The organism is Actinopolymorpha sp. B11F2 (assembly GCF_040195635.1).
Lineage (GTDB): Bacteria > Actinomycetota > Actinomycetes > Propionibacteriales > Actinopolymorphaceae > Thermasporomyces.
Map to the genome: position 1 here is coordinate 122065 of NZ_JBEFTX010000022.1, position 14470 is coordinate 136534.

Annotated in this window: 10 protein-coding genes and 4 pseudogenes; 9 read left to right on the forward strand and 5 right to left on the reverse strand. The window is 63.3% G+C overall.

What is annotated here, in order from left to right; all coding sequences use genetic code 11:
* Positions 1–123: 123 nt before the first annotated feature.
* Positions 124–873 carry a hypothetical protein gene (locus ABN034_RS30080; RefSeq protein WP_349694362.1) on the forward strand — a complete coding sequence of 250 codons (750 nt, stop codon included), beginning with the start codon at positions 124–126 and terminating at the stop codon, positions 871–873.
* 88 nt (positions 874–961) lie between these two features.
* On the opposite strand, the gene ABN034_RS30085 is transcribed toward ABN034_RS30080, so the two are convergent.
* Complete coding sequence (locus ABN034_RS30085) at positions 962–1219, reverse strand: hypothetical protein (RefSeq protein ID WP_349694363.1); 258 nt, start codon at positions 1217–1219, stop codon at positions 962–964.
* A gap of 121 nt (positions 1220–1340) precedes the next feature.
* Between ABN034_RS30085 and ABN034_RS30090 the strand changes: the two genes are divergently transcribed.
* Positions 1341–1850, forward strand: coding sequence for a DUF4304 domain-containing protein (locus tag ABN034_RS30090; RefSeq protein ID WP_349694364.1), 510 nt, complete (start codon positions 1341–1343; stop codon positions 1848–1850).
* A gap of 702 nt (positions 1851–2552) precedes the next feature.
* Here ABN034_RS30090 and ABN034_RS30095 read toward each other — a convergent pair.
* Positions 2553–3122 (reverse strand): hypothetical protein, encoded by a 570-nt coding sequence (locus ABN034_RS30095; RefSeq protein WP_349694365.1) that lies wholly within the window; start codon positions 3120–3122, stop codon positions 2553–2555.
* 867 nt (positions 3123–3989) lie between these two features.
* Between ABN034_RS30095 and ABN034_RS30100 the strand changes: the two are divergent.
* A pseudogene (locus ABN034_RS30100) lies at positions 3990–5115 on the forward strand (IS630 family transposase).
* A 684-nt stretch (positions 5116–5799) separates the two neighbouring features.
* On the forward strand, positions 5800–6660 hold the full coding sequence (locus ABN034_RS30105; protein ID WP_349694366.1) for a hypothetical protein: 861 nt from the start codon (positions 5800–5802) through the stop codon (positions 6658–6660).
* A gap of 11 nt (positions 6661–6671) precedes the next feature.
* Here ABN034_RS30105 and ABN034_RS30110 read toward each other — a convergent pair whose 3' ends face one another.
* A complete protein-coding gene (locus ABN034_RS30110) occupies positions 6672–7190 on the reverse strand; it encodes a hypothetical protein (RefSeq protein ID WP_349694367.1) in 519 nt (172 codons plus the stop codon).
* 826 nt (positions 7191–8016) lie between these two features.
* Positions 8017–9090, reverse strand: a complete 1074-nt coding sequence (locus tag ABN034_RS30115; RefSeq protein ID WP_349694368.1) for an IS630 family transposase — start codon at positions 9088–9090, stop codon at positions 8017–8019.
* Between the two features lie 192 nt (positions 9091–9282).
* Between ABN034_RS30115 and ABN034_RS30120 the strand changes: the two genes are divergently transcribed.
* From ABN034_RS30120 to ABN034_RS30140, 5 genes and pseudogenes are all read left to right on the forward strand, one after another.
* Complete coding sequence (locus tag ABN034_RS30120) at positions 9283–9417, forward strand: hypothetical protein (RefSeq protein ID WP_349694369.1); 135 nt, start codon at positions 9283–9285, stop codon at positions 9415–9417.
* 154 nt (positions 9418–9571) lie between these two features.
* Positions 9572–10183, forward strand: a pseudogene (locus ABN034_RS30125) (IS701 family transposase); the annotation flags it as partial.
* A gap of 146 nt (positions 10184–10329) precedes the next feature.
* Positions 10330–11577, forward strand: a complete 1248-nt coding sequence (locus tag ABN034_RS30130; protein ID WP_349694373.1) for an IS256 family transposase — start codon at positions 10330–10332, stop codon at positions 11575–11577.
* Between the two features lie 88 nt (positions 11578–11665).
* A pseudogene (locus tag ABN034_RS30135) lies at positions 11666–12221 on the forward strand (IS701 family transposase); the annotation flags it as partial.
* Between the two features lie 691 nt (positions 12222–12912).
* Entirely contained in the window at positions 12913–13701 is a 789-nt protein-coding gene (locus ABN034_RS30140) for a DUF4328 domain-containing protein (RefSeq protein WP_349694370.1), read from the forward strand.
* Between the two features lie 628 nt (positions 13702–14329).
* Here ABN034_RS30140 and ABN034_RS30145 read toward each other — a convergent pair.
* A pseudogene (locus ABN034_RS30145) lies at positions 14330–14470 on the reverse strand (IS256 family transposase); the annotation flags it as partial.

A 14470-nucleotide genomic window follows, 5' to 3' on the forward strand; every position in this document is an offset into this window, starting at 1 on the left:
GGTAGGCATTGCTCGGCATTTCTAACGCCCGGGGGGTCGTTGGATCCCGATGGCTGTCCTGGCCGCGACCGTCGACACGGGTGGTACTCGCTCCTTCTATTCCTTCTCACCCTTGGGGTAGCTATGCCTGTGTTTAAGAGACTGGGCCAAGACGCCCGCACCGCTGTGATCGCCACCGTCGTAGCGTCAGTGGTGGCGGCCCCTGCTGCCAGTGCCGCAGTTGCTTACGCCCTCAACTCCGACAGGGTGGACAAGAAGCATGCCGTGGGCTCAGGTGCCACCAGAGAGAACCGAGCCGGAAAGCTCGTAGCGACGAACAGCAATGGCCACCTGCCTAACAACATCATCACTAAGGCGCCTAACGCCGACAAGCTGGACGGCCTGAACTCCACGGCGTTCCTCCGCGCCGGCGGCAAGGCAGCAGATGCCGACAAGCTCGACGGGCTCGACTCCGCTGACCTCCGCGTCACCGGTGATGGGGTAGCTGGTGATGACCGCGACATGTTCGGTTGCAATGAGACAACCCTTTTGTACCAAGTCCTGACGCTCAAGCGGCCTGCGCGAATCTTTGTGTCCGCCTCTGCCGAGCACGGGAGCGCGGGTGCCGCGTTGAGCCCCACGATCCGAGTTGAGCTATTGAGTGAGGGCAACGTGCTGGCGGACACAAGTCGGGTACAGGTGCCAGCCACCACGACCGGCGTGGGACTCAACGTTGCCGATATGCTCCTTGACAGCAACAGCAACCATGCCTACCGCGCCCACGCCGGGTCGTACACCCTCCGGCTACAAGCACGAACCTACGGGGCATGCACCGGCGAGTACGGCACGTACTTCGAGCCCCGCCTCAGCTACATGTTGCTCAATGCTGATTAGCCAAAAGGGTCGCCGTTCAATGGCCATCATTGGCTGTACGAGATGTTCCCCAACGTTTGCGAGCATGTCGGAGGAGGCGAGGCCTCTCTCACATGACAGGTTTCCCCAGCACCGCTAGCATCCTCCGAGCTGCGGACTTCGTTGTCATGGTCAACAGCACCCGTGACCACTCAGATACGTTGCGCGAACAGATCGGCCAGGTCATCGCCCCGATGGGTCGGTAGGCGGCGATCAGATCGGCAACGTGCTCGGTCGCGACCTGCTTGACCATCCCGAACCCATCCTCTTGGACCTGAGGATCATGCTTGCGCATCATCGCTAAGCCGCGCTCGAAATCGTTGACCACACTGCTGACCATAGATGCTGACGCAGTGCACGCTCATCGGCATGATCGCGCGGACGACGGCATGATCGCGCTTCCCGCTCGGCGGCATGAGAGTGCGCCTCCTGATGTAGGTTCCGGTCCCGTGGACTACAGGTGGTGGCAGCAGCGGCGCGCGCGAAGGAGGACGCCCGCGTCGGCCGTCGACGTGCCCGCCCAGGCCATCTACGCCGCGATGGTCAAGGAAGTGCTCGCACCCGGTTTCCGCGAGATGGGCCTGAAGGGTTCTGGCAGCCGGTATTCCTGGGCATCCCAGACGTGCTGGGCCCTGATGAATCTTCAGAAGTCCGCGTACAGCGATGCCGTCGAGGTCCAGTTCACTGTGAACCTGCTCGTAGCCAACAAGCAGCAGTGGGAGGCTGCTCGCTCCCAGAGGACCTATCTGCCGGAGCGGCCATCCGCTGGCACAATCTACGGCGAACCCGCCGCCCAGGAACGCATCGGAATGGTTCGGCCGGACCGGGCGGACAAGTGGTGGCGCATTCACCCCGAAGTCGATCTAGCAGCGGTGACAACGAATGTTCTCAACGACATACGGGAGTTCGCCCTCCCGTGGTTACGGCGGCAGGTCGAGAGTCGAGGTGGAGCGGGCTAGCCAAGCTCACCGCTCATCAACATGATCGCGCGGACAGTGGCATGAGCGAGCGGGTCGTTACGCAGAATCTTGGAGTTGGTGGGCGACATAGAGCAGACCATCGAGGGCATCGTCATCGCGGGTTCGGTGCGAGTCGGCGTGGGCTGGTTCAAGCCGACGCAGCGCTGCGTCGAGGGTGCCGGAAGCGCTGTATCGGGTAAGCAAGATCACGGTCGCGGTAGCCGCGGAGGGTATCCGAACTCCGCATCGAGCTAAAAGTGGGGATTCGGACGAACCGTCGTCCTGCCGCGCCCGAGCGTGTGGCGGCACAGACGTTGCACGCAGCGCTCGTACGAAGCAAACGGTCTGCTGACTGGGGGAACCAAGGGTGCCGTTCGGCTGCCGCTCTACCCGTGCACGGTCTCGACCAACTGCGAGGTCTGACGATCGGTGAATGTGGCGGGCACGAGATCGTCTTCGTTCCGAGGACCATTCTTCCCCGGCGAGCTCAAGGGCTACGCACACTTTTGTGGGGCCAGAAGAGTCCAGGGGCTGGCCTGGTGGAGCAGGCCGAGGTTCGTCGGTTGGCGCTGGATGCGTTGTCGGTGGTTGAGCGACATCTGGACGCGGTTGGACCTCGCCCCAAAGTATGTCGACCACGGACCCGTCACTTGAAGCCGGCCTTCGGGCGCAGCCCGTCTGCGAAGTGAACGTGGTCGTGGCTCACCTCGCCGGCCGGCTTACCGTGCGGCGAAAGTCACGTGTGAGGTCGTCGGCGCGGTTCATGGTCAGGTTAGGTACAGACCAGGTGATGATACCCAAGGTGGAGGAGTCAGCCCAGGCGCAGACGATGGCACGGCGCGCCTGCGCCTGATCGGGTAGTCCGCAGGCCATAGCAACATCAGCGCTGCCCGATTCGACGAACTGCAACGACGTCACTTTCGCTCCGGCCATATAGTCGCGGACCGCAGACGGCGGGGACTCTCGCAGCTCGGCACGGAACTGACCGTCTGGGTCGGTGTTGAAGCCCAGGAATGCGCTCCCTGCGCCGCCTCGCTGGTACTCGGCGAAGACGGGCGAGCTGCCACCTCCAGTCTTCTTGGCTGTGGTCACCGCCTCCTGTCTGCGGGCGCGCGCTGCGGCATCGTCGACGCGGGTCCAGTTGCCGGCGGTGACAGGTGCCGACAGAGTGGAACCGGTGTTCGCCTGCTTGGCACGGCTCCCGAACGCGTCTGCGGCAGAGGCCGTAGCCGAACTGTTGGTCGGCAGGTTCCCCGGGACCGCGGACACCACGGCGAGTAGTCCAGCGATAGCGACCACGGCACCGGCATAGGCCCACCAGCGCCAGAGGCGTGTCGAACTCCGTGCCACTAGACCCACCACGACGGTAGAGATGACGACTGGAACGAGCAACCGCCCGGCAGTGTAGGCACCGCTCCCGGCGACGAGTGGCACGACGACGATGCACAGCACGACATATGTTGGGATGGCCGCCAGGACGGCACTTCGCCATGGACTGTCGTTGGGCCGGTCCAGGTGCACTTCATGGCTCACGGGCGAATCCTGCTCCCACCGCCCATGCGTGGCAAGGCGCACCGCCTGGTCTGGCCAGGAGTGTCTGCGGCACCGGACGCGGAGGAAGACAAAACGCCACCGACTGGAACGGCTCCGGAAGCCCTCACCGAAGCCAGGGCACTCCCACCACCCAGCTCGTATAGCCAGCGCGGGTAACGGGTCGACCACTTGTGATCCGACACCTTGGACGCGACACATGTCTGCCAGCTGATGCCCGACACCCAAGGCGCGTACTCAACGCGGCATGAGCGAGCGCTAGCGGTGTGGCCGCTCGGGGTCGAGGATGTTGACGTGGCCGTCGTCGTCGCGGGTGAACTTGGCCGGCAACTTTTACGAGGCGATGGCCGAGCACCTCGGCTTCCGTCCAGGTCGCAGACCGGAAGATTTCTGGACCGGCAAGTGGGCCGTTTCTGAATTTTGGGTGACGGTTGGCCTTGTTGAGGATCTGGTCTGCGGTCTAGGTCCATGCGAAGATCGGTTGGGAAGCTCAACAACGAAGGCGGCATGGCTTCAAGAGATGGCGCGGATCCACGATGCAGGGCTCGTGCTAGTGTCCTGCGCCGGTAGTTCGTCGTTAGATGTTGTATGAGTGCTTCTGGTGTGCCCGTGGTGGGTCGTCGTGGTCCGAGGTTGGAGCCGTTGCTGCTCGCTGATGAGGAGCGGGCGGTGTTGGAGCGGTGGACTCGTCGGGCGAAGTCTTCGCAGGCGTTGGCGTTGCGGGCGCGGATCGTGTTGGCGTGCGCGGGTCCGCAGGTGCCGCCAGTCGTTGGTGTGGCACGGGATCTGCGAGTGTCCGCTGACACTGTGCGCAAGTGGCGGCGACGGTTTCTGATCGACCGGCTGGACGGGCTTGTTGACGAGCCGCGACCGGGCCGGCCACCGACCATCAGCGTCGAGGAGGTGGAGGCGGTGGTGGTCGCGACGTTGGAGGAGATCCCTACCAACGCCACGCACTGGACGCGTAAGTCGATGGCCGAACGTAGTGGCCTGTCGAAGTCAACTGTCGGCCGGATCTGGCGCAGGTTCCAGCTCAAGCCGCATCTGGCCGAGTCGTTCAAGCTGTCGACCGATCCCTTGTTCGTGGAGAAGGTCTACGACGTCGTAGGCCTGTACTTCAACCCGCCCGAGGGTGCTGTGGTGCTCTCGGTGGATGAGAAGTCCCAGATCCAGGCCCTGGACCGCTCCCAGCCGGTCCTGCCGATGATGCCGGGCATGCCCGAGCGACGTACCCACGATTACGTCCGTAACGGACTGACCACCTTGTTCGCCGCGTTCGATGTGGCCACTGGCGAAGTCATCAGCGCCCTGCACCGCCGACACCGGGCAACCGAGTTCAAGAAGTTCCTGACCAGGATCGACAAACAAGTCCCTGCCCATCTGCAGATCCATCTGATCTGTGACAACTACGGAACCCACGAACAAGACACCCGCGATCAAGGCATGGCTGGCCAAACATCCACGGTTCCACCTGCACTTCATCCCGACCAGCTCCTCGTGGATCAACCAGGTGGAACGATGGTTCGGCTTCCTGGCCGACCAAATGCTCCGCCGCGGCACACACAAGAACGTCCAAGCCCTCGAAGCCGACATCCGCACCTGGGTAAAGAACTGGAACGACGACCCCAAGCCCTTCATCTGGACCAAAACCGCCGAAGAGATCCTCGACTCCCTCGCCAGAGTCTGCCAACGAATCTCCGGCGCAGGACACTAGCCGGGCGAATGCTGCAAGAGAGGTATGGCATCGCGGAAGATGATCTTTATGTGGACGTGCCCGCGTCCTATGGGGAATCTGTCAACCGTCTCTCCGCTACACAGGAGCGCGGCGAAGGTTCTCAATGGCTGGACCTCGCCTATCGGCGACAAAGCGGAAGTGGCCCCACGCTGTCGGCCACCGCCAGGATCTCGTCGCAGAACTGCCGATTACGAAAAACCTGCTGTACGAGGTCAATCCTTGGTCGGACTACGGCAGAGGTAAAGGCTCAAGGCAGCAGCTCCGCGGCTATCTGGAAGCCCACTTCTTCGGCAGGGTGGAGCACTCCCGAAGAAGTGGGCTTCGAAGAACTGGGAGTTGGGAGGTGATGATCTCCCGAGCACAGCAGATTCTCCAGCTGTCGAACATTACGATAAGGATCTGAAGGTCTCCATCACCGTATTTACCAACCCCGACCATGAAGGGATGGTGTTCTACATGTGGCGCCGCCCGGACTTCAATTCGGAGAAGGCGCAGGAGGCTCTAGGCGCGCGGATTATCGGTCGACCCAGTTAGCTATGCGGAGGCTCGGTATGCTTGGCTCCCCGGCAGGACCGCGGGGGATCAGCGGTCCTAGGAGTGCGGGTCAACTGATGATGGGTGCGTACTAGCGCCGGTGCAGGTGGGGGTGGCGACGTGTCGTGCTTGGTTGATGTTGATGGGAACCGTCGTGTCGCGACTTTGCAGGTGCACTGGACGACGTATGCGAAGGAACGGTTGGTCTATCGGGATGCCTGGCTGCATCTGACAGAGCGCATGGAATCGCTGGTGGGAGAGCTAGGCATTCCGCTGGCCCGCACTGAGTTGGTGTGGCAGATGGGGAAGAGGTTGCCGGCGGGCGGCCGCTGGTCACAGACTCGGTTCGACAAGCTGGTCGCGGGTTTTGAGGACGAGAACCAAGATCTACGTCTGGTGGCAACCGCGTGGACCTGGCCGGGCCGCGTGGAACCCGAGGAGCCGGCTCAAATGTCGGTTGATGCGCGTCTTAAAAACCCTGATGATGGCGAAGAAGTCTATGTCGAGGTCCGCACCAAGCATCTGACTCCTGAGGAGGAGGATCGTATTGCTGAGGAGTTCGCCTCGCTGCTGGTGCCGGTGGCCGAGTCGGTGGAGGCGGTGTGGGGTGCTGTGATTCACGACCTCGTGACCGGGTTTGCCGCGAACACACCGTTCGAGTCGTGGTACGCGCTGGGCTGGGACGGCAGGCGGGCAGCCAAGACACATCCGCGCGGATACTACTGGGCGAACTTGCTGAACGCGACGCATGTGGAACGCCTTGGCGGGCTGGAAAGCCTGGTAGAGCGTGGCTCCCCACAGGGGTTGCTGGTGCAGCCCATCAACGAGGGCAGGTTGGAGGGTGGCGCAGTCGTGCGAATTCCGTCGCCGGTGACTCGTTTCACGACGGATGAGTTGCGAGCGGTCAAGGATCTGCTGGCGCCAGCGCTGCTACCAGTCACACCGAGGCGTTACCGCCGGCGTGGTACTCCGCGGATACTGCCGGACTGACCGACTGACGGTCAGGTAGGGTTCCAGCGGAATCCGGCCAATCGAAGAACATCAACAAGTCCCTCCGCGGCGTCACCATAGGGTTCATCAAGGATCTCCCGCACGTCGTCGGGCTGGACACCACGACGAAACTGCCGCAGCCATTGGGTGACCGCGGGCGTTGCCGCGTCAGCCCACGGGCTTCCCCAACGCCCCTCAAGGAAGAGCAGCGCTGGATGGTCTCCCTGCTCCTCGTAAAGGTCCTCGCCGCTAAGATTGAAGCCGATTAAAAGTGGCGCCTCTGGTGTGCCGTTAGAAAGGCAGCCAAAAAAGATCACGCCGTTGTCTGACCAGCCGCCCGCCGCTGACCCACCGAGTTCGGCCGCCAATTCGCTAACCAGCGATGCGAAATCATCAGTAATGAGGGAAACGGAGAACGCGGCGGCCCAGCCAGGACCCGCTGGCCAGTCCTCCACAGTTGCGTTGCTGGCTTCGCAGAGTCGTCGCACCACCGGCGTTCCGGCGATCGAACCCTCAGCTGCCACGAACATCCACGTCCCGGACCTTCCCATACATGACCTATACCACTGTCTGCTCGTCGTCAGCAACTTGGTCGCGAACTCCACCTCCTGGGGTACCCCCCGTCTCGGCGCGCCGCTCGGCGTCCTCGCACCAGGATCTGGGCATATACAGCCTCCGTTCGATGAGCGCGTGAGCCACCGGCACATTTTCGCCACCGGGTAGGCGTACTTCACCGGAGCGCACGACGGATCGGTGCCCGCGTATCCGGGTGCGCGGCAGGAATCGATGAACTCGTATTTCTCTGGACGCTGCTGCGCCATCGCGGGAGTTTGCGTTGAAGATTCCGCAGGATCTCGATCGTCCTTGCGTCACTGAAGCCGGATGCGGACCGCCAATCCAGCCCGGACCCAACAACATCGCTAACGAACACGATCTCAACCGCAAGTAGTGCTCGTCTCCAGTCCTCAGCAGGCAACGCTCCAGTGCTCTCGATCTTCTGCCAAAGCCCAAGTCTCGCCTGAGAGTTGTTCGGCATCTGAGAAGCCCATGGCAACTGCGAGAGCGTCAGTTGAAGCGGCTGGTCCGCCCCAGTCGAGCAATCCGGCGCGTAGGACCGCCTTCTCGTCGTCGCTCAAGTCGACGTGAATGGGTTCGCTCGCGGTCACACGCAGATCTTTCCATGCCGCCGGGCCGGCGCCCCCACCTCGGCATGGTCGTGATTCACGCTCGGCGGCATGAGGGTGTGCTTTTCGCAATTGTGGCTGCAATGGATAGTCGTCGGAGCCGCCGACGAGGCATTCAAGGCGGGCGAGTACCGACTCTTGGAGTGGCCCACCGGCAGGCTTCTTGACGCCACTAGTACCCCGTGGTTGAGATCTTTTGACGGTTCGTTTTGGTGAGGATCTGGTCGGCGGTCTTGGTCCAGACGAAGGGGTGGCAGCGGTCGTTCCAGCCGGTGATGAATTGGCGGATCTTGGTGATCAGGTCGCGGACGGAGCGGAAGGTTCCGCGGTGGATGGCTTGGCGTTCGATGATGGAGAACCAGACCTCGACCAGGTTCATCCATGACGCCGACGTGGGTGTGAAGTGGACCTTGATCCGGGGGTTGGCGGCCAGCCATTCGCGTACTTCGGTGCGTTTGTGGGTGGCGTAGTTGTCCATCACCAGGTGCAGTTCGTCCTCGGGGTAGGCGCGGGCGAGGTGCTTGAGGAACCGAAGGAACTCCTGGTGCCTGTGTCGTGGCTGGGTTAGCCCGGGCACCTTTCCGGTGGCGATCTCTAACGCGGCGAACAGCGTGGCGGTGCCGTGCCGGATGTAGTCGTGGGTACGTCGTTCAGCCGGCCCTGGCTGCATCGGCAGCACCGGTTGGGTGCGGTCTAGGGCTTGGATCTGGGACTTCTCATCGCAGCAGAGGACAACCGCGTTCGCCGGTGGGTCCAGATACAACCCGACCACATCGGTGACCTTGGCAACCAGTTCGGGGTCAGTCGAGAACTTGAACGTCTCCGCCCGCCACGGCTGCAAGCCGTAGTCGCGCCACGCCCTTGCCACGGTGGTGTTGTCGATCCGCAGCCGCCGGCCCAACAGCCGAGACGACCAATGCGTGACCCCCAGCTTCTTTGGTGGCGGCTTCAACGTCTCAGCGATGATTGCCGCGTGGTCGACCTTGCGTGGCCTGCCCGGACGCGAAGCGTCTTTGAGTCCTTCCAAGCCACACTCGGCGTAGGCAGCCCGCCGCGAGATCACCGTCTGCCTGCTCACCCCAACCAGCTCAGCGATCTCGGTATTCGACACCCCGTCCGCAGCCAGCAGCACAATCCGAGCCCGCCGAGCCAACCCCGCCGGCACCGAATGCGATCGCACCCACGAACCAAGAACGTCCCGATCATCGTCATGCAACACCAACGCCGCAGCAGGAGGATGAGCCATTCCAGCATCCTCCCAGGAACAACCGTCCAATCATTAACGCCACGCCGTACTAGCAGCGTCGCGGCGCAGGAATCCCTACGACGAGCCGGGGTGTGGATCGAGTCCAGCGCTGGCTACCGGGTTCGCTCGACGGGCAGATCGGGCTTTGACTACGAGGGGCCGGATGGTCCGCTTCACATCGACTCGGAGTGGATGGCGTCCCCGAAGGTGGTGATCGACACGCGCTCGATCCCGGTGGAGCCGCCTCACGTTCTTGAACGCGTCATGCGGTGCTGGCTCTGGGCCGGGTTCGACATCGACCTCGACCCACCCCTCCAGTGGACCTGACTTCCGACTCCTTGGACGCCCGCACATCGGCAGATCCGTGCGTTGGTCGCTCGGCCGGGTGGTCAGCAGGCGCCTAGTACTACAGCCGCACTTATTTTGATCTAGTTCGGTGTGTCTGCCGGTGTTGGGTGCCGTGTGGCGCGATCTTGGCTGGATGGTTGATGATCTGGACGTGGCTGAGGTGGCGGCGTGGGCGGCGGGGCTGGAGGAGGTTCATGCGCGGATCGGGTCGCGGTTCGCGCGTTCGGAGCCGCGGGAGCGGGTGCTGGCCTATGTGCGTGGCCTGCTCGCGCCGGTGGAGCGGAAGAACTCCTGGACGCTGGCCGAGCGGGCCGGGGAGGCGAGCCCGGATGGGATGCAGCGGCTGTTGGCGGCGGCGGATTGGGACGCTGATGCGGTGCGTGATGATGTGCGCGACTATGTGGTCGAGCACCTCGGTGATCCGGCTGGCGTGCTGGTGGTCGATGAGACCGGGTTTTTGAAGAAGGGCAGCAAGTCAGCGGGGGTGGCGCGGCAGTACTCGGGGACGGCGGGGCGGATCGAGAACTGCCAGGTCGGGGTGTTCGTGGCCTACGCCAGCCCGGCCGGGCGGACGTTGATCGACCGAGAGTTGTACCTGCCCAAGAGTTGGACCGACGATCGCGGGCGGTGCGCTGATGCGGGCATTGCCGAGGAGGTGAAGTTCGCGACCAAACCCGAACTGGCGATGCGCATGCTGGACCGGGCGCTTGATGCTGGGGTGCCGGCCGGTTGGGTCACCGGCGATGGAGGGTGCAAGATCATCTGTGTAAGTAGGGCGGCCTGACCGGGTGGCAGGCCTTGGGGTTTGCTGCTGGAAGGGAACGCTCTGTGAGCACGGAAGTTGCTTCGGAAGGGTCGCAGGAGGATGTCGCTGCGGACGCGGCGGCGCGGTTGGCGGCGTTGGTGTCGCCGGCGGCGATCGATCGGATTCTGGCTGATGCGGAGGCTTCTGGTACGCCGTTGGATGGCGAGGAGGGGCTCTTCAATCAGTTTTCGAAGGCGCTGATCGATCGGACGCTTGGGGCGGAGATGGACCATCATCTTGGCTATAAGAAGGACGATCCGGAAGGGCGCGGGTCGGGGAATTCGAGGAACGGGACGTTTCAGAAGACGCTGCTCACGACTAATGGTCCGGTGCGGATCGAGGTGCCGCGGGATCGGAACGGGACGTTCGAGCCGAGAATCGTGCCGAAAGGGCAGCGGAGGCTCGGGCAGATCGATGACATGGTCCTGTCGCTGTATGCGCGGGGAATGACCACGCGGGATATCCAGGCGCACCTGAAAGAGGTATATGGTGCGGACGTGTCGCCGGAGCTGGTCTCACGGGTCACCGACGTGGTGACCGACGAGATCGCCGAGTGGCAGAACCGGCCGCTGGATGCGGTGTATGTGATCTGCTATATCGACGCCCTGGTGGTGAAGATCCGCACCGACGGTGTGGTGCGTAACCGGCCGGTCTACATCGTCACCGGCGTCGACCTCGACGGCTACAAGCACGTCCTCGGCTTGTGGATCGGACCTACCGAGGGGGAGAGCAAGGCCTACTGGCTGAACGTGCTCACCGAGCTACGCAACCGTGGCGTGGACGATGTGCTCATCGTCTGCTGCGACGGACTGACCGGGCTGCCGGAGGCCATCCGCACCGTCTGGCCGAACGCAGAGGTGCAGACGTGTGTGATCCACCTGATCCGCACGTCGATGAAATACGTCTCGTACTCTGACCGCAAAGCCGTCGCCGCAGCGATCAAACCGATCTACTGCGCGGTGAACGAGCAAGCATCCAAGAACGCCCTCGAACAACTACGCAAGGACTGGGGACGCAAATACCCAGGAATGCTGGCCTCCTGGGACCGGGCGTGGGATGAGTTCATCCCCTTCCTCAAGTATCCGAAAGAGATAAGGAAGGTGGTCTACACCACAAACGCGATCGAGTCATTGAACTACCAGCTACGGAAAATCACCAAGAACAGAGGACACTTCCCCACCGAGGATGCCGCCGAGAAACTTCTGTACCTAGGAATACGCAACATCACCGGACGACACATCGACGGCGGTGGTACACGGGGCACCGGCACCTACGGATGGAAAACCGCACTCAACCACTTCGCCGTCGTCTTCGGCGACCGACTCCCCCTCTGATCACCAAGAGTAGCCAGAACAGATAAGCCTAGAAGGAGAAGACGCTGCCCTGACTTACACAGAAGACTTGACAACTCCCGGCGAAAACGATGAGGTCTATGGCCAGCATCATCGGTTGCGGGCCCGTCTGGAAGAGCGCGACATGTCTTACGTGCTGGTGGTTCCGGTCAGCCAGCGGGTCATCGCCACTATCGATGGCAAGGTTGTCGAACGCCGCGCCGACGCGCTGATCGCCACCGTTGCGGGCCAGGCGTGGAAGAAGATCTCGGCAGGGCACGGCGCCAAAGGCCCGCGCCTGTACCACTGGGCGCGGGTGCCGATCCGCCCGCTGGAGACCACCGGCAAGGGCTACTGGTTGCTGGCCCGCCGCAGCCTGACCGATCCCACCGACCTTGCCTACTACCTGTGCCACGCGCCAGCGCACACCCCCGCTACGCGAACTCGTACGGGTTGCCGGTACCCGATGGGCAATCGAGGAAAGCTTCCAAACCGCCAAAGGCGAGGTCGGCTTGGACCAGTACCAAGTCCGCCGATACGACGCCTGGTACCGGCACATCACCCTCGTCATGCTTGCGCACGCCTTCCTCACCATCACCCGCACCCACGCGGCAAAAAAGGGGCACCACCACCAGCCAGCGAGCTGATCCCGCTCACCGTCCCCGAGGTGCGCCGGCTACTCGCCCGACTCATCTGGACGACCAACCCCGACACAGCAACAACCTTGAACTGGTCACACTGGCGCCGCCGCCACCAAGCACGCGCCCGACGAAGCCACTACACCGCACGAGGAGCATCACCATAAGTGCGGCTGTAGTACTAGGCATGTCGCGCATCATCTGGCAGAGATCTGTCGCAGATCTGCTGTCGGAGCACCGGCGTAGGACGCCGTGTGCCCTGTGCCACCTGCTGCTTGACCTGGCGGGTTCAACGATCAACGCAGCGACCTCGGTGATGGGTGTCACGGTAGCGGACCTGTCGACGCGCCGGGTTAGGAAGGCTGTGTCGGTGAGAATGCACCTGGCACGTCCTGTAGCCGGTGGTGGAGCAACGGTTGGATGCGGTGCGGGCGGTTCTGGCTGCTGCGGCTGGTGTGTCGCGCCAGTCGGTGCATTCATGGCTGGCTAAGAACTGGTCCGTTCCTCGGCCAAGATCGATGTGCCAGCCGTCTGTCCATTCACGGCCAGCTCGGTCGAAACCTGGATCGCACAGCTCCTCCGGACGGTAGAAACAGCAAGCCACACGTAGGGCGAGTACGCGCCGGAGTGTCGACTCGCAGTGCGCTGGGGACGCCGGCTGCCCAGGTCGCGCGAGGGTACGCCGAGGAGATCCCAGACCATGAACTGCTCGAACTGCTCGTCACCACTCCCACCGGAAGCGCTGGTGTGTCCGGCGTGCGGGACGTCGACGTTGGCCGAACCGGCCAGACCTGTCTCCTTGGAGTCCGTCGGGACGCTTGGCGTGACCCTGCAGATCATGCTTGCCGCCTGCCTGGCGCTGGCGGTGGCCGATGCCGTCTTGGCGGCGGTGATGGCGTGGTCGTTCGGTGTCGATGACTCGCTTTCCTCCGACATGGCGGCAGCGCCCGTCATCTACACAGTCGCCGCCGGTGTCGTAGGACTCGGGTACGCCCTGGCAATCGTCACCAGCGCCGTCCTCTTCATCATCTGGATGTTCCGCGCCCGGCACAACGCTGAGGTGCTGTGCAAGGCTCGCCATCGTCGTGCGCGGGGGTGGATCATTGCGGGCTGGATCGTCCCGATCGTCAGTCTGTGGTTTCCCAAGCAGTTGATCGACGACATCTGGTTGGCGAGTGATCCGTCCACACCGCCCGAACGCGCGACCGTTCAGGGCCTGCCGAGGCCCCCTCTGGTCTTCGCCTGGTGGGTGAGTCTCCTCGTGTCCACGGGGTTCGACCAGATTGCCTTCCGCATCTGGATGGACGAGTCGGTTGATGCGCAGAAGCTCAGCACGACCCTCGGGCTGGTGTCCGCGCCACTGTTCGTCCTCGCCGGCATCCTCGCCATCCTCGTGGTCAGTCGAATCACGACCTTCCAGGTGCAGAGGGGTAGCGACGCAACGGACTGGCGTACAGGCTCACCGCCCATCGCGCAGCCCACCTCGTGACGGACACCTCGGTCCGACGCTCAAGTGCCCACTGAACGTCACCAGCCCACGGCGCACCCCGGCGCACCGCTGGCGTTCGCGGCAGCCTTGAGCCAGCCGTCGCGATCCCGACGTACGACGGCTTTTCTTGCTCCTCCCAGGAGGCAAGATCGCGGACCGGCCTGGGCCGACGGCGTGGCTCCGGCCGAGCGCATTCCGCGCAACCACCCGTTTCCAGCCGCAAATCACTGCACACGGCTGGACGTGTGGGCGGTCATCGCCGGAGTCGAGGCGGAGCTTCAAACCGGCTCCTGACCTGCGGAAACGCTGGTGAGCGGAGGGCGTGGGATTCGAACCCACGTGGCGAGGGGTTACCCCGCCTAGCGGTCTTCAAGATCGGTGACGACTGTGGCTCTGACCTGCGGATTCTCATTGATGACGGCCATCGGCCGAGCGCATTCCCCGCGAGCTACGCCATCATGCAGATGACGACTCAGCGCTCCAGGTGAGGAGAAGCATCGAGACGTCTGCTGGAATCGGCACGCGGCGAAGCAGGGGTGAACTGCTCGAAGGGACTGGTCCGCCCCGCCCTTCAACCTCGTGTCGACCAGACCAGCACTCTGTGACACATCTCCATGCGTTCCCGCACCATCGCGATCCCGGCGGCTCGTGAGCCGGGTCCCTTGGTCACTCGGGTGCGTAGCCTTACGGTCGCGAAGGTCGACTCGATCGGGTTCGTGGTGCGAAGGTGGACCCAATGTTCGGCCGGGTAGTTGTAGAACTCCAGGAG

What these genes read in the sequence shown, in the direction of transcription:
- ABN034_RS30080 (WP_349694362.1), top strand. Translation starts at nt 124, where the DNA reads ATGCCTGTGTTTAAGAGACTGGGCCAAGACGCCCGCACCGCTGTGATC.
- ABN034_RS30110 (WP_349694367.1), bottom strand. Translation starts at nt 7,190, where the DNA reads ATGTTCGTGGCAGCTGAGGGTTCGATCGCCGGAACGCCGGTGGTGCGA.
- ABN034_RS30115 (WP_349694368.1), bottom strand. Translation starts at nt 9,090, where the DNA reads ATGGCTCATCCTCCTGCTGCGGCGTTGGTGTTGCATGACGATGATCGG.
- ABN034_RS30120 (WP_349694369.1), top strand. Translation starts at nt 9,283, where the DNA reads ATGGCGTCCCCGAAGGTGGTGATCGACACGCGCTCGATCCCGGTGGAG.
- ABN034_RS30140 (WP_349694370.1), top strand. Translation starts at nt 12,913, where the DNA reads ATGAACTGCTCGAACTGCTCGTCACCACTCCCACCGGAAGCGCTGGTG.